Genomic DNA, 15,505 nt, shown 5'->3' with positions numbered 1-15,505 from the left:
ACGGCGGCTGAGGGCGTCAGCGCATCGTCTTGTCGAGAACGCGCTCGTGCCAGCCGGTCGCGGCCGGGGTGAACAGGATCGGCGTCGCGTTGGGGGCCGAGGGGCCGCCGTCGCTGCCCCCGCTCAGCAGGCGCAGGATGCGGATGACCCCGGAATGGGCGACCAGAACGGGCAGCCGGTCGCCCGCGCTTTCAAGCGCGAGGCAGGTCGCGGTCGTGACGCGGGCGAGCATTTCCTCATAGGGCTCGCCGCCCTCGGGGCAGGCATGGCGCGGCGGCAGGGTGCTGACCGGCGCGCCCTCGTGGCAGCCCCAGTCGCGTTCCCGCAGCCCCGGCAAGATCCGGGCGCTCCGGCGCGGGAAGGCGAGTGCCGCCGTGTCGCGGGCGCGGCGCTGCGGGCTCGCGAACAGGGCAAGATCCGCGGGCCAGGACCATTGTGCCAGCCGTGCGGCGGCGGCGCGTCCGGCCTCGGTCAGCATGGCTTCGGTCCGGCCGGCGATCAGCCCGGCGCGGTTGGCATCGGTCTCGCCATGGCGGATCGCGACGAAGGCGCGGCGGGGCAGGGTCACACGATCACCTTTCCGCTCAGGGCCGGCACGGCGCCGGTCCGGGTAAGGTCCGGATAGGCCTCCGGCCGGGCGCAGAACAGCGGCACGAAGCGGCGCGCGCCGATCCGGTCGAGCATCCGGATCTGGTCGCTGAGCGGCGGATGCACGTTCCAGCGCAGGAAGGTCCCGCCCTGTGCCGCGATGGCGCGGGCGGGCGCGGTCATGTGGCCGGTGAACAGCACCGCCGCATCGCGCCCGAGGCGCCCGGCCGCGCGCCATTCCCCGACGATCCGCCCCGCCATGCCGCCGTCCGCGTTCGGTGTGTCGCACAGCAGATAGCGCGCCGCGGGGTCGAACGGCCGGCCGAGCAGCGGCGCCAGCGCCTGCGCCGCGGGGGCGAGGCCGCCCGCCTCCAGCGCCGCGGCGACGGCCGCCTGACAGGCCGGATCGAGCGAGACTTCGCCCCGTCCGCGCGCGAGCAGCATCAGCGCCAGCTCTCCGGCCCGGCCCGAGGGCGGCACCGGAAACAGCACCTGTCGCGCGTCCAGCGCGTCGAGCCAGCGCCCGATCTGCGCCCGGCGTTCGGATTGCGGCACGTCGTCGGTGCCGTAGGAGGCGTCGATCAGCGCCGTCGCCGCGGCGGGCGGCGGATCGAAGGCGAACCAGTCCGATTCCTCCGACCAGTCGCCCGAGTAGAACAGCCCCTCGCCGAGGCCGAAATGCAGCCAGACCCCGCCGAGCGCATGGCCGTTCCGCCCGGTGGTGACGGTCACGCCCGCGACCTCGGTCCGGCCGTGCTCGGGCAGGATGTGGACCTGCTCCCCGGCGGGCAGGGCGCGCGCGGTCTGCCGGGTGCAGTGGATCGGCAGGCCCGCCGCCACGACCTCGGCCGCGCCGCCGATATGGTCGATGTGGTCATGGGTGATGAACACCCGCTCCGCCCCGAGGAGCCATTCGCGCCGGAACGGATCGCCCGCCTCGGGGCCGAAGCCCGCATCGAGCAGCCAGGTCCCCGCCGCGCTGCGCAGCCGCAGGCAGGCAGGCCCCTTGCGACCGAGACCGGAGAGCACCTCGACCTCGGCCTCGCGTGTCGTCAGATCACGCATCGGCCAGCACCCGTGCCATCAGCGCAGCGCTGTCCGGGTCGCGAAACGCCCAGGGGTCGCGGATCTCCACGCCGAGCGTCTCGCCCGGCCGGGCGCGGCGGGGGGACATGGCGATCAGCGTCTCGCCCGCGACCTCGATGGACAGTCGGAACCGCCCGCCGAGATAGGTCGCCTGAGTGACGATGCCGCGCATCGGGCCGGCGTCCGACAGGATCACGTTCTCCGGCCGGATGCTGACATGGCTCGGCGCGGCGCTGTCGGCGCGTGCGGCGATGCGCTGACCGAGCACCTCGACCGTCGTGCCCTGCGCCGTCGCCTCGCCGGTCGGGCGGGCCGAGACCACCGCGCCCTCGCCGACGAAGCCCGCGACGAAGCAATCGGCGGGTTGGGAATACAGCACCTCCGGGGCCGCGAACTGGCGGATCCGGCCGCCCTCCATCACCGCGATCCGGTCGGCCAGCGCCAGCGCCTCCGTCTGGTCATGGGTCACATAGACCATCGTCGCCCCGGTGCGGCGGTGGAACATGCGAAACACCTCCTGCATCGAGGCGCGCAGCGCGAGGTCGAGATTCGCGAGCGGTTCATCGAGCAGCATGGCGCGCGGCTCGAACACCAGACAGCGCGCGAGGGCGACGCGCTGGCGCTGCCCGCCCGAAAGCTGCGCGGGCATCCGCGCGGCCAGATCGCTCAGCCCGGTGAGGGCCAGCGCCTCGGCGACGCGGGCCTCGCGCTCGGCGCGCGGCAGGCGGCGCACCTCGAGCGGATAGGCGACATTGCCCGCGACGCTCATGTGCGGCCAAAGGGCGTAGGACTGGAACACGATGCCGATCTCGCGCGCCTCGGGCGGCACGAAGCGGTGTGCATCCGCCATCACCCGACCGCCGAGCGAGATGCTGCCCGCGCTCGGCCGCTCGAACCCCGCGGTCAGGCGCAGCAGCGTTGTCTTGCCGCAACCCGAGGGGCCGAGGAGCGCCACGAACTCGCCCGAGCGAATGGTCGCGCTGACGGCATCGAGGGCCGGGGTGCCGTCGAAACTCTTGCCCAGACCGGAAAAGCTCAGCTCTGCCACGGGATGACTCCTTTCGGGAAATGCCGTGCGCTGATCTGCACCGCCGCCATCAGCGCGACGATCAGCCCGACGATCGACATCGCCACGGCCGAGGCCATCACGGTCTCGCCGCTGTCCTCGAGGTTGAAGATGACGACGCCGAGGGTCTCGGTCCCCGACGACCACAGCAGCGCCGAGACGGTGAGTTCGTTCACCGCGGTGAGGAAGACGAGGATCGCGCCGGCGGCCGCGGCCGGGGCGGCGAGCGGCAACACGATGGTGCGCAGCCTGCGCCCGAGGCCCGCGCCCACGCTGGCCGCCGCCTCTTCCATCGCCGGATCGAGCTGCGCGATGCTCGACTGGATCGGGCGCAGCATGACGACGAGGAAGCGCGCGAGATAGGCGAGCAGGATGATCCAGATCGTGCCGTACAGCGTCAGTCCGGTGAACGGCAGCCGCATGAAGGCGAGGATGCAGGCGATCGACAGCACCACGCCCGGAAGGGCGTAGGGCAGTTCGACCAGCGCGTCGAGGGCGCGCGAGAGCACGCTCGGCCGGCGCTGCATCAGCCAGGCGAGCGGCAGCGCCACCGCCATCAGCACGAGCGCCGCCGCGATCGAGAGAAACAGCGAATTCGCATAGGCGCGCCGGGTCACCGGCTGGACGAACAGCGCCTCGTGCCAGGCGCGGAAGGTCAGCGTGTCGGGCGTCAGCGGCACGCCATAGGCCGGGATCAGCGAAGTCGCCAGAAGTGCGATGAGCGGCACCACCAGGATCGCGCCGATGAAGGCCCAGAGCGCGATCTCGACCGGCAGTCGCGCCCGGCCGAGCGACAGCGCGAGAGGCGCCCCCGACAGCCCGATCAGCCCGTGCCCGCCGCGTTTCAGCGCCAGCCGGCCGAGCAGCACCCCCGCGATGGCGACCGCGCCGATCAGCAGCGACAGCACCGCCACCTCGGGCAGAACGCCCGGGCCGAAGCCGACGAGGCGGCGATAGATCAGCGTCGGCAGGGTGGAATATTGCGCCGGAATCCCCAGCATGGCGGGGATGCCGAAATTGCCGAGCGCGGTGACGAAGGCCATCGCCGCCCCGGCGATCAGCGCGGGCAGCGACAGCGGCAGCACCACCTGCGCCCAGACCCGCACCGGGCCCGCGCCCGACATGCGCGCCGCCTCCACGAGATCGGCGGGGATCATCCGCAGGCCCGCACGCAGCGTCAGGAACACCAGCGACGCGTGCTGAATGCCCAGAAGAAGCACGATCCCGCCGGCCGAATACAGCGGCTGCGGGCTGCCCATCGGCGGCGCCATCCCGAGCGTCTTCAGCAGCACCGAGGACGGCCCGGTGACCTGCATCCACGCAAGCGCGGTGATCTGCGGCGGGATCATCATCGGCACCATCAGGCAAAATACCAGCGCCGCCTTGGCCCGGATGTCGGTCAGCGCGACGACGAAGGCGAAGCCCGCCCCGATCAGAACCGACAGCACCGTGCCGCCGGCCGCGGTGACCAGCGAATGGATCAGCGCGATGCGCGTGCTGTCGCGCCCGAGCACCGTGGCGACGGGCGCGAGGCTGAAGCCCGAGCCATAGCCCAGCCCCTCGGCCATCAGCCGCACCACCGGCCCGAGCGAGATCAGCGCGACCGGCAGCAGCAGCAACGGCAACAGCCGGTCGAGGGACCGGCTGCCATCCGTGCGGAACGCGAGATCGCTCATTGGATGCCGAAAATCTCGGAGAAGCGGGCCTTGTTGGCATCGGCATCGGCCAGCGCCTTCGCCGGATCGAAGGCCATCAGCTTGATGTCGGCGCGCGCCGGGAAGCCTTTGGGGCTCGCCACGCCGTTGCGCGCCGGGATGTAACCCATGTCGACGACCAGATCCTGACCGGCCTTCGACAGCAGGAAATCGACGAATTTCTCCGCCGCCGCCTTGTGCGTGCTGCCGGCGAGGATGGCGACCGGCTCGGTCACATAGGACACGCCTTCCTTCGGGAAGACGAAATCGACCGGCGCACCCTCGGCCTTGGCGCGCAGCGCCATGTAATCGACGAGCACGCCATAGGGTTTCTCGCCCGCCGCGACGGCCTTGAACACGCCGCCGTTGCCGCCCTCGGCCACGGTCTTGTTCGCCGCGAGCGCCTTGTAATAGTCCCAGCCCAGCCCCTCGGCCCCGGTCAGCGTCGCCAGATGGATCAGCGCCGCACCGGAATAAAGCGGCGAGGGCATGACCACCTTGCCCGCCATTTCGGGTTTGGCGAGATCGGCCCAGGAGGTCGGAACCTCCTTCACCGCGGTGTTGTAGACGATGCCGGTGGTGATCAGCTTGGTCGAGTAATAATAGCCCTTTGCGCTGTACAGCGCCGGATCGTAGGCCGCGGCCTCGGGCGATTTGTAGGCGGCGAGCTGACCTTGCTGCGCCATCCCCTCGAGCGTCACCGTGTCCGAGATCAGCAGCACGTCGGGCTGAACCGAACCCGCCGCGGTCTCGGCGCTCAGCCGCGCCATCAGCTTGGTGGTGCCGTCGCGCACCCAGTTCACCTCGATGCCGGGATTGGCGGCCTTGAAGGCGTCGACGGTCTTCTGCGCGTCCTCGTTCGGCTGCGAGGTGTAAAGCGTCAGGCTCTCGGCCGAGGCGAGGGTGGGCACGATCAGCGCGAGGGCGGCAAGGAACAGGGAACGCGGCATCTGGGTCTCCGTCAGGACTGTCTGGCGAAGAGGGAACCCGGATGGCGCCCTCTCGCGATGGCGCAGGGTCTAGGCGAGTCGCGTGACATGCCGGTGACAGAGGGGAGGGGGCGCGCGTCCGGCCGCGCCCCCGGTCGTCGTGCCGGCTCAGGTGCGGGGGAAGTCCGCGACGGGGAACACCTGCTCATGCGTCGCGACGAAGGCCGCGCCCTCGGGCGTGACCCAGCCGCGGAACATGCCGGGGGTGTTGTAGACGGCGGCGATCTCTCCGTGCGGGCCGAGCGCCACCACGCCCGCGCCGATCAGCCCGGTGGTGTGGCGCGATCCCGCCAGATCCTCCATCACCACATGCTCGCAGGCGGTGCCGAGATCCTCGCCCAGATAGGCGATGCGCGAGGCGATCTCGTGGCCGACGACATGGCGGATGAAGAACTCGCCCTTGCCGGTGCCCGAGACAGCGCAGACCCCGTCGCGCGCATAGGTGCCGGCGCCGATCACCGGGCTGTCGCCGACCCGCCCGGCGGGCTTGTTGTTGTAGCCTCCCGTCGAGGTCGCCGCCGCCAGATGGCCCGCACGGTCGAGCGCGACCGCCCCCACCGTGCCGTGCTTCTCGTTTTCGGTGCTTTCGGTGCTTTCGGTGCCGGCGGCGGCATGGGCCTTCATCGCGGCGAGCGCGGCAACCCGGCGCGGCGTGGTGAAATAGCTTTGCGGCTCCACCGCCAGCCCGGCGTTGCGGGCGAAGGCGTCGGCCGCTTCCCCGGTCAGAAACACCGCCCGGCCGTCGTCCATCAGCGCATGGGCCGCCCGCACCGGGTTGCGGATCGTGCGGGCCGCGCTGATCGCGCCCGCCGCCAGCGTCTCGCCGTCCATGATCGAGGCATCGAGTTCATGGATCCCGTTTTCGTTCAGCGCGGCACCGTGGCCGGCGTTGAAATGCGGGCTGTCCTCCATCGCGGCGACGGCGGCCTCGACCGCATCGACGGACCGGCCGCCGCGCGTCAGCACCGTCCAGCCCGCCGCCAGCGCCCGGCCGAGGTCGGTCCGCGCCTCGGCCCATTCGGTTTCCGTCATGCCATCGAGCGGCAGCACGCCGCAGCCGCCATGGATCGCGAGGGCGATGGTGTTCATCTTCCGGGTCTCCTTGTCAGTATGCACGAAATCAGGGGTCATCGCCCGGCGTCGTCTTCCGCCGTCCCGGCCCCGTCGATGGTCTCGGGCCAGCTTTCCGAGGCCGCCACCAGCTTGGTCAGGATATCGGACAGCATCAGCCGCTCGGACGGGTTGAGCGTTTCGAGCATCCGCCGCTCCTGCGCGATCATCTGGTCCTGCACTGCGGCGATGGCATCGCGGCCGGCCGCGGTCAGGCTGAGGGTGACGCGCCGCTGATCGGCCGGATCGACCTCGCGCGAGATCAGGTTCAGCCGGGCGAGCTTGTTCGCCGCGCGGCTGAGCGTGTTCTTCGGGAAGCCCGAGGACTGCACCACCTCGGTCAGCGTGCCGTCGCCGCCCACATGCAGCGACCACAGCACCGCGAAATCCGGCCGCTGCAGGTCGAGCCGCGCATTGATGAAGCCGTAGACCGGGTTGTTGAAATGCAGGCTGAGGTAATTCAGCCGGAACGAGAACCAGCACGGATTCGCCCACAGCTTGGCGCGCAGCATCGCCGCATCGGCAAGTTCCGGCAGCTCGGGCGGTGTCTCGCGTCCGCCCCGGCCCTCCATGAGGGCCCGGGCGTGCAATGCGCTGGCCTGCGGCCTGTCCATCTGCCTCCCCTTTGTGCAAATCACTTCCATGTGGAACTATAATATCAGATTAATTTGGAAATTACGCATTAAATTAGTTCCATAAGGAACAATATTACCGGATGCGTGCCCTGTGCACGAACCCGCGGCGCGATGCCGCTGCGGGGCTGTCCGGGGCCGCAAGGAGACGGGAAACGATGCGTATTCGCGATATGAACTGGAGCCAGGTCGAGGCCCGCGTGGCCGGCGACGACCGTTGCGTGCTGCCGATCGGCTCGGTCGAGCAACATGCTTATCTGAGCCTCGCGACGGATATGATCCTGGCCGAGAAGGTCTCGGTCGAGGCGGCGGAGCCGCTCGGCGTGCCGGTCTATCCCTGTCTGCCCTTCGGCATGGCATCGAGCTTCGCGGCCTATCCGGGCACGATCTCGATCACCTTGCGCAGTTACATCGGGGTGATCGAGGATATCCTCGACAGCCTGCATCGCGGCGGGTTCCGGCGCATCCTGATCGTCAACGGCCATGGCGGCAACACGCCGGTCAACCCGCTGTTGTCGGAATGGATGAACCGCCATCCCGACAGCTCGGTGAAGCTGCACGACTGGTGGCGGGCGCCGGCCACCATGGCGAAGGTTCTGGAGACCGACGCCCAGGCCTCGCACGCGAGCTGGATGGAGAATTTCCCCTGGACCCGCATCGAGGGCGCGCCGATCCCGAATACCGTCAAGCAGCGGATCGACTTCGCCGCCGTCGGCCGGGTCGATGCGCTGCGCAAGCGCGAGCGGATCGGCGAGGGCAACTATCACGGCCGGTTCCAGCGGCCCGATGACGAGATGGCGGCGATCTGGCAGGTCGCCGTCGAAGAAACGCGCCGGGAGATCGCCGAAGGCTGGCACTAGACCGGCCATTCTTCCGCACGCGGCCTTCTGAACCTGGGCAGCCGTCGCGCTCCGGCCGCTGCCGTCCCTTCCAACAGACCAACATGGAGACGCCCCGATGCCTAACCGTCGCAATACGTCGCTGCTCGCCCTCGCGGTGGCCGCAGTGCTGGGCCTGTCCGGCCCGGCCCCCGCCGCGGCCCAGCAAATGGGCGGCACGCTGAATTTCGGCCGCTATGCCGACAGCATGCTGCTCGATCCGGTGATGAACGAGAACAACGTCGATATCTGGATCCTGACCAATCTCTACAGCGGTCTGCTGCGGCCGACCGACGATGGCGCGGGCGTGGTGCCGGCGCTGGCCGAGTCGCGCAGCTGGGCGCCCGATCACCTGTCGGTCACCTTCACCCTGCGCCCGGGGATCAAATTCTCGGACGGTTCGCCGATCACCGCGGGGGACGTGAAATGGTCGCTCGACCGGGCGCGCAACCCAGACAACGGCGTGTGGAACTTCATGCTCGGCTCGATCGCCTCGATCGAGACCGAGGGCGCCGACAAGGTGACGCTGAAGCTGAAGAACTACGATCCGACGCTCGAGGCCGCGCTCGCCACCTTCAACGCCTCGATCATGCCCGAGGCCGCCTATGAGGCCGCCCCCGGCACCACCGAGGCCGAGAAGGCGCAGGCCTTCTCCGAACATCCGGTGACCTCGGGGCCGTTCACCCTCGCGAGCTGGACCCATGGCACCGACATGGTGCTGAAGCGCAACCCGAACTATTACGCCAAAGACGACAAGGGCAATCCGCTGCCCTATCTCGACGAGGTGCATTTCGAGGTCATCCCGGACGATGCGACCCGCATCCTCAAGCTGACCTCGGGCGAGATCGACGGCACCGAGATGGTGCCCTATTCGCGCGTCGGCGAGCTGAAGAAGAACCCCGCGCTGAACATGGAGCTGTTCCCCTCGACCAAGATCACCTTCCTGAACTTCAACTCGCGTCCGACGGTCGGCGACAAGCCCAATCCGCTGGCCGACGTGCGGGTGCGCCAGGCGCTGAACTATGCGCTGAACAAGGAAGCGCTGATCAAGATCGTGACCCATGGCGTGGCCCAGCCGATGCAGAGCTACATGGCGACGACCACGCCGCTCGCGATGAAGAACGGCCCGCTTTACGCCTATGACATGGCGAAGGCCAAGGCGCTCATCAAGGAAGCCGGCCTGCCCGCCGGGACGGAGCTGCATATCCTCAGCCTCAGCGGCAACCAGGATTTCATGCAGATCGCCACCGCGGCGCAGCAGATGTTCGCCCCGCTCGGCATCAAGCTGGTGATCGAGCAGCTCGACAAGCCGACGATCGCGGCGCGCCAGAAGGCGCATGATTTCCAGATCGTCGTCACCACCTGGACCAACGACATCGCCGATCCGAGCCAGCTGACCTCTTACATGGCCTATTATCCGCTGATCCAGTCCTATCGCGGCGGCTGGCAGAACAAGGAGGTCGATGCCCTGTTCGAGGAAAGCCAGAAGGAAGTCGATCCGGCCAGGCGCGCCGGGGAATACGCCACGATCCAGAAGATCTACACCGAGGCGGCGCCCATCGGCTTCCTCTACGAGAGCCCCTATCCGGTGGCGCTGAGCAAGAAGGTCAACGGTTTCGTCCAGATCCCGCTCGGCAACAACATCTTCGACCGGACCTGGATCGGCAAGTGATCCGCCCTGCGCTGCGCCTCCGTCCGGTTTCGTGACCGAAGGCGCGGCCCATGAGATGGCCCGGCGCGCTCGCTCCGGTCCGGCCCGCCGGGCGATCCCGTCGCCCGGCCGCCAGTCAAAGGAGTTCCCCATGCCAAGCGGCAATCTGGTTCTCAGACGGGTCGTGCAACTCGTCCCGACACTGTTCTTCGCGCTGCTGTTGCTGTTCGTGATGGTGCGTCTGCTGCCCGGCGGGCCCGCTACGGCCGCGCTCGGCGACCGCGGCACCGATGCCGATATCGCGCGGATCGAGGCCTCCTACGGGCTGAACCGCAGCATCGCCGAGCAGTTCCTGTCCTATCTGTGGCAGATCGCGCATGGCGATCTGGGGGTCTCCTATTCTCTCAAGGTGCCGGTGACCGAGCTGGTGTTGCAGCGCCTGCCGGTCACGCTGACGCTGACCGCCTGCGGCTCGGTTCTGGCGCTGGCGATCGCGGTGCCGCTCGCGGCGCTTGCCGCCTCGCGCCGTGACCGGACGACCGATCTGATCCTGCGCGGGTTGTTCCAGCTCGGTCTGTCCTCGCCGGTGTTCTACATCGGCATCCTGCTGCTGACGCTGGTCGCGGCGAAGACCGGGCTGTTTCCGGTGGGCGGCTACGGCAGCGGGTTCCTCGACAACCTGCATCATCTGGTGCTGCCCTCCTTCGCGCTGGCGCTGAACTTCGCCGCGGTGCTGTTTCGCAACCTGCGCAGCGCGATGATCGAGGCGATGGATGCCGATTACGTCACCTTCGCCATCGCGCGCGGTCTGTCGCCGCGGGTGGTGCTGTTCGGCCATGTGCTGCGCAACGCACTGATCTCGACGGTCACGCTGTTCGGTCTGAACGTCGGCTGGCTGATCGGCGGCGCGGTCATCACCGAGTCGGTCTTCGCCATTCCGGGCGTCGGGCGGCTGATGATCGACAGCATCTTCGCGCGCGACTATCCGGTGATCCAGGGGCTGTTGCTGGTGCTGGTGCTGACGGTTTCGGTGGTGTTCCTGCTGACCGACATCGTCGAGGGCCTGCTCGACCCGAGGCTGAACCGATGAGCGCCGTCGCCGCCATCGCCCGCCGGCGCGGACGCATCAGCCTGCCGTTGCTGATCGGCGCGGGGATCGTGCTGATCTGGATCGTCGTCGGGCTGTTTCCGGGGCTGTTCGCGCCCTATGACCCCGACGCCTTCGATTACGACGCGCTGTTGCAGGCGCCGGGCCTCGCCCATCCCTTCGGTACCGACAGTTTCGGGCGCGACATCCTCAGCCGGGTGATCTGGGCGGCGCGGCTGGATATCCAGATCGCGGTGTTCTCGACGATCTTCGCGCTCGGCTTCGGCACCGTCCTCGGTGCGCTGTGCGGCTTTTACGGCGGCTGGTTCGACGCCATCGTCAGCCGGGTGATCGACGTGGTGGTGATCTTTCCGTTCCTCGTCCTCATCATCGCGATCATCGCCTTCCTCGGGCCGGGGCTGTTCAACATGTATGTCGCCCTCGCGGCGATCAACTGGGTGTCCTACTGCAAGCTGATGCGCGGCGAGATCCGGTTGCAGAAGCAGCTCGATTACGCCGCGGCGGCGCAGGTGCTGGGATACCGCGACCTGCGCATCCTGTTCCGCCATCTGGTGCCGAACGCGATGACGCCCATCGTGGTGTTCTGGATGACGGACATGGCGCTCGCGGTGCTGCTGGGATCGAGCCTCGGCTATCTCGGCCTCGGCGCGCAGCCGCCGGAAGCCGAGTGGGGCGTGCTGATCGCCGACGGCAAGAATTACATCGAGACGGCGTGGTGGATGTCGGTCTGGCCGGGTGTCGCGATCATCACTCTCGGCTTCGGGCTCAGCCTGCTGGGGGACGGTCTGGTGGTGTATTTCGGCAAGAAAGAGCGCAGCTGATGGAACGGGAACGTCATGAGACCCCGCCCGCGGTGCTGAGCCTGCGCGATCTGACCGTCTCGCTTCCGGGCGGTGCGGGGCGGTTCGACATCGTGCGGGGCGTGTCGCTCGATCTGCGGCGGGGCGAGATTCTGGGGCTGGTGGGCGAATCTGGCTCCGGCAAGAGCCTGACGCTCAAGGCGATCATGCGGCTTCTGCCCGGGGCGATGCAGACCCGCGGTTCGGTGATCTGGAAGGGGCAGGACGTTCTCGCCGCCGATGCCGGCACGCTGCGCCGGTTGCGCGGCGCCGAAATGTCGATGATCTTCCAGGAGCCGATGACCGCGCTGAACCCGGTGCTCAGCATCGGCCGCCAGATCGACGAGAGCCTGAAGGCGCATACCGCGCTCGACCGCCGGGCGCGGCACCGGCGCGCGGTGGAGCTGCTGGATCTGGTCGGCATCCCCTCGGCCGAGCGGCGGTTGCGCGATTACCCGTTCCGGTTCTCGGGCGGGATGCGGCAGCGTGCGATGATCGCCATCGCGCTGGCCTGCGATCCGCAGCTGGTGCTGGCCGACGAGCCGACGACCGCACTCGATGTCACGATCCAGGACCAGATCCTGCAATTGCTGCTGCGGCTGCGCGACGAGCTGGGGCTGAGCGTGATCTTCGTCACCCACGATCTGGGCGTGGTGTCCGAGATCTGCGACCGAACCGCGATCATGTATGCCGGCGAGATCGTCGAGACCGGGGCGACGCGCACCGTGCTGTCGGCGCCGCTGCACCCTTACACGCAGGGGTTGTTGCGCAGTATGCCGGGGGCGGCCTCGGCAGACGGGCGGCTGAACGCCATTCCGGGCCAGCCGCCGCAGCCCGCCGCAAGAGCGCCGGGTTGCGCCTTCGCGCCGCGCTGCGCGATGGCAGGGCCGGCGTGTTCCGTCACCGATCCGGTGCTCGGCCCGGTGCTTGGTTCGGTCCGGGCGGGCCATGCCAGCGCCTGCCTGCGCGCCACCGATCTCATCGCCGAGGGAGGCCAGCCATGACGCCCACCGGACACCCGCCGCTGATCGAGGTTCACGGCCTCGCCAAGCGTTTCGCCGTCGAGCGCGGCCTGATCGAGCGTCTTGCGGGGCGCCCGCGCCGTCAGGCCGCGGCGCTCGACGGGGTGTCGCTGCGGCTCGAGGCGGGCGAGACGCTCGCCATCGTCGGCGAGTCCGGCTGCGGGAAATCGACGCTGGCGCGCTGCCTCGTGCGGCTCCATTCCGCCGACGAGGGCTCCATCGCCTATCTCGGCCACGATGTCGGGCTGATGCGCGGCGAGGAGCTGCGCGACTATCGCCGCCACGTCCAGATGATCTTTCAGGACCCCTACAGCTCGCTCAATCCGCGGATGACGGTCGGCCAGACGCTGAGCGAAGCCATCGTGGTCAACGGTCTGCGCCCGCGCGCCGAGGCCCCCGCCCGCGTGGCGGAGCTGCTCGATCTGGTGAACCTGCCGCCCGACGCCGCCACCCGCTACCCGCGCGAGTTCTCGGGCGGGCAGCGTCAGCGCATCGGCATCGCCCGCGCCCTCGCGCTGGAACCGAGCTGCATCATCGCCGACGAGATCCTCTCGGCGCTCGATGTCTCGGTGCAGGCGCAGATCATCAACCTGCTGATCTCGCTGCAAAAGCGCCTCGGGCTGAGCATGATCTTCGTGTCCCACGATCTGCGGGTGGTGCGGTTTCTGTCGCATCGCGTGGCGGTGATGTATCTCGGCCGCGTCGTCGAGGAGGGCGAGACCGAAGCGGTGTTCTCGGCCCCGGCGCATCCTTACACCCGCGCGCTTCTGGCCGCCGCCCCCGAGGTCGGCCTCAGCCGGGGTCGGCACGACAGCGCGATGACGGGCGAATTGCCGAGCCCGATGAACCTTCCCCCGGGCTGCGTGTTCCACCCGCGCTGCCCGCTTGCGACCGGGCTGTGCCGCACCGAGGTGCCCTGGCTGCTCGGCACGGAAACCGGGCGCTCCGTCGCCTGCCATCTGGCGCCGGGGAGGGCGCCGCGATGAGCGGCGGGGATCCGATCCTGATCTGGGGTGCGGGCGCGATCGGCGGCGTTCTGGGCGCGGTCTTCGCGCGCGCAGGGCATGAGGTCCATATGGTCGACATCGTGGCCGGGCATGTCGCGCGGATCCGCACCGAGGGGTTGCGCATCGAAGGCCCGGTCGAAACCCTCACGCAGATCCTGCCCGCCAGCACCCCCGAGGAGCTGACCGGCCGCTATCGTCGTGTCTTCCTCGCGGTCAAGGCGCATCACACGGAAGCGGCGCTTCAGGCGCTCGTTCCGCATCTCGCGGAGGACGGCTTCGTCGTCTCGGCGCAGAACGGGCTGAACGAGCGGGTCATCGCCGAGGCGGTGGGGGCGCATCGCACCATCGGCTGTTTCGTGAACTACGGCGCGGACTGGCTCGGCCCCGGTCAGATCCTGTTCGGCAATCGCGGCGGTATCGCGGTGGGAGAGCTCGACGGATCGCTGACCCCGCGGGTGCGCGATATCCACGCGCTGCTGCGGCTGGTCGAACCGGATGCGGTGCTTACGGAAAACATCTGGGGCTATCTCTGGGGCAAGATGGGCTATGGCGCGCTGCTTTACGCCACGGCGCTGACGCCGCTGTCGATGTCGGACGCGATGGAACGGCCTCAGGCGCGGGCCGCGCATGTCGCCATCGGGCACGAGATGATGGTTCTCGCCAGGCGTCTCGGGGTGACGCCGGTCGGGATCTACGGTTTCGATCCGGAGGCGTTCCTGACCCGCGATCGCGCAAGGCTCGATACCTCCTTCGCGCGGATGATCGCCAACAACCGACGCACCGCGAAGACCCACTCGGGCATCTATCGCGACCTCGCCGTGCGCCGGCGCAAGACCGAGGTCGACGCGCAGATCGGTATCGCGCCGGTTCTCGGCGCCGGGGTCGGGGTGCCGATGCCGGCGGTCTCGCGGCTGATCGAACGGATTCACGACATCGAGGAGGGGCGCTGCGTGCAGCACGAGGCGCTCGCCGACACTCTCGCGGAAGGGTTGGGAACGGAATGGAGCTGAGGTTCGACGGACAGGTTTTCGCGGTGACCGGTGCGGCGCAAGGCATCGGCGCGGCCATCGCGCGCGAGCTGACGCGCTCGGGCGCGCAGGTGGCGGCGGTCGATATCGACGCGACGGGCCTTGCCGCGCGCGCGGCCGAGGGGATGAGCATCCATCCCGCCGATCTGGGCCAGCGGGCCGGGGCGGCGGCCGCGATGGCGGAGATCGTCGCGCGCCACGGCCGGATCGACGGGCTGGTGTGCTCGGCCGGAGGGGTGCGCGGTCAGCTCGGCCGCCCGATCGAGGAAATCGCCGAGGCCGACTGGCAGGCGATCTTCGATGCCAATGTGAATGCCGCGATGTGGTGCGCGCAGGCCGTGGTGCCGGCGATGAAGGCGGCGGGGCGGGGGCGGATCGTCACCATCGCCTCGGGCGCCGGGCTGAGGCCGAGCCTGACCGGCATTCAGGCCTATGCGGCGGCGAAACATGCGCTCGTCGGGCTGACGAAGCAGCTTGCACTCGAACTCGGACCGTTCGGGATCGCTGTGAATTCGGTCGCGCCGGGCTTCGTGCGCTCGAACCCGACGACCGAGAAGCAGTGGCAGGCGATGGGGGCCGAGAAACAGGCGGCGGTGATCGGGCGGATCAACATGCGCCGCCTCGGCCGGGCCGAGGACATCGCCGACGCGGTGGCGTTCCTGGTCTCGGACCGCGCGGGCTGGATCAGCGGGCAGATCCTGTCGGTCGACGGCGGGCATCAGTGAGGGCGGGGCGCCCCGGCTTGCACCACCCCGTCCGAAACGAGACGCGGTCCGGAACGAAAAGCGGGGCCACCGATCCGGGGCC

General features: G+C 69.3%; 15 protein-coding genes. 8 read left to right on the top strand and 7 right to left on the bottom strand.

Features of this window, described 5'->3' with window-relative positions:
* Positions 1–16: 16 nt before the first annotated feature.
* From CG50_RS12540 to CG50_RS16290, 7 genes are all read right to left on the bottom strand, one after another.
* Positions 17–568, bottom strand: a complete 552-nt coding sequence (locus CG50_RS12540; protein WP_036638935.1) for a histidine phosphatase family protein — start codon at positions 566–568, stop codon at positions 17–19.
* Positions 565–1,653: an MBL fold metallo-hydrolase gene (locus tag CG50_RS12535; protein ID WP_152559510.1), complete on the bottom strand. Its 1,089-nt coding sequence runs from the start codon at positions 1,651–1,653 to the stop codon at positions 565–567. The genes CG50_RS12540 and CG50_RS12535 overlap by 4 nt, the downstream gene beginning before the upstream one ends.
* Positions 1,646–2,722, bottom strand: a complete 1,077-nt coding sequence (locus CG50_RS12530; protein WP_036638932.1) for an ABC transporter ATP-binding protein — start codon at positions 2,720–2,722, stop codon at positions 1,646–1,648. The genes CG50_RS12535 and CG50_RS12530 overlap by 8 nt, the downstream gene beginning before the upstream one ends.
* Positions 2,710–4,416, bottom strand: a complete 1,707-nt coding sequence (locus CG50_RS12525) for an ABC transporter permease (RefSeq protein WP_036638929.1) — start codon at positions 4,414–4,416, stop codon at positions 2,710–2,712. The genes CG50_RS12530 and CG50_RS12525 overlap by 13 nt, the downstream gene beginning before the upstream one ends.
* Positions 4,413–5,384 (bottom strand): ABC transporter substrate-binding protein, encoded by a 972-nt coding sequence (locus tag CG50_RS12520; protein ID WP_036638926.1) that lies wholly within the window; start codon positions 5,382–5,384, stop codon positions 4,413–4,415. Before CG50_RS12520 ends, CG50_RS12525 begins: the two co-directional genes overlap by 4 nt.
* A gap of 147 nt (positions 5,385–5,531) precedes the next feature.
* Complete coding sequence (locus tag CG50_RS12515) at positions 5,532–6,512, bottom strand: isoaspartyl peptidase/L-asparaginase family protein (protein WP_036638973.1); 981 nt, start codon at positions 6,510–6,512, stop codon at positions 5,532–5,534.
* A gap of 38 nt (positions 6,513–6,550) precedes the next feature.
* A complete protein-coding gene (locus CG50_RS16290; protein ID WP_161785407.1) occupies positions 6,551–7,147 on the bottom strand; it encodes a MarR family winged helix-turn-helix transcriptional regulator in 597 nt (198 codons plus the stop codon).
* A 176-nt stretch (positions 7,148–7,323) separates the two neighbouring features.
* Between CG50_RS16290 and CG50_RS12505 the strand changes: the two genes are divergently transcribed.
* From CG50_RS12505 to CG50_RS12470, 8 genes are all read left to right on the top strand, one after another.
* Entirely contained in the window at positions 7,324–8,025 is a 702-nt protein-coding gene (locus CG50_RS12505; protein ID WP_036638923.1) for a creatininase family protein, read from the top strand.
* A gap of 97 nt (positions 8,026–8,122) precedes the next feature.
* Positions 8,123–9,715 carry an ABC transporter substrate-binding protein gene (locus tag CG50_RS12500; protein WP_036638920.1) on the top strand — a complete coding sequence of 531 codons (1,593 nt, stop codon included), beginning with the start codon at positions 8,123–8,125 and terminating at the stop codon, positions 9,713–9,715.
* Between the two features lie 130 nt (positions 9,716–9,845).
* Positions 9,846–10,784, top strand: coding sequence for an ABC transporter permease (locus tag CG50_RS12495; protein ID WP_036638918.1), 939 nt, complete (start codon positions 9,846–9,848; stop codon positions 10,782–10,784).
* Entirely contained in the window at positions 10,781–11,623 is an 843-nt protein-coding gene (locus tag CG50_RS12490; protein WP_036638915.1) for an ABC transporter permease, read from the top strand. Before CG50_RS12495 ends, CG50_RS12490 begins: the two co-directional genes overlap by 4 nt.
* Positions 11,623–12,645, top strand: a complete 1,023-nt coding sequence (locus tag CG50_RS12485) for an ABC transporter ATP-binding protein (protein ID WP_036638913.1) — start codon at positions 11,623–11,625, stop codon at positions 12,643–12,645. Before CG50_RS12490 ends, CG50_RS12485 begins: the two co-directional genes overlap by 1 nt.
* The gene (locus tag CG50_RS12480) at positions 12,642–13,649 is read left to right on the top strand and encodes an ABC transporter ATP-binding protein (protein ID WP_036638911.1); all 1,008 of its coding nucleotides are present in this window, start codon (positions 12,642–12,644) and stop codon (positions 13,647–13,649) included. The genes CG50_RS12485 and CG50_RS12480 overlap by 4 nt, the downstream gene beginning before the upstream one ends.
* On the top strand, positions 13,646–14,680 hold the full coding sequence (locus CG50_RS12475) for a ketopantoate reductase family protein (protein WP_036638909.1): 1,035 nt from the start codon (positions 13,646–13,648) through the stop codon (positions 14,678–14,680). The genes CG50_RS12480 and CG50_RS12475 overlap by 4 nt, the downstream gene beginning before the upstream one ends.
* Positions 14,671–15,423, top strand: a complete 753-nt coding sequence (locus CG50_RS12470; protein WP_036638906.1) for an SDR family NAD(P)-dependent oxidoreductase — start codon at positions 14,671–14,673, stop codon at positions 15,421–15,423. Before CG50_RS12475 ends, CG50_RS12470 begins: the two co-directional genes overlap by 10 nt.
* The last annotated feature ends 82 nt before the right edge of the window (positions 15,424–15,505 follow it).

Source organism: Paenirhodobacter enshiensis (assembly GCF_000740785.1).
Taxonomy (GTDB): domain Bacteria; phylum Pseudomonadota; class Alphaproteobacteria; order Rhodobacterales; family Rhodobacteraceae; genus Rhodobacter; species Rhodobacter enshiensis.
Note: the sequence above shows the minus strand (reverse complement) of the source record. Positions and strands in the feature narration are given on the sequence as shown.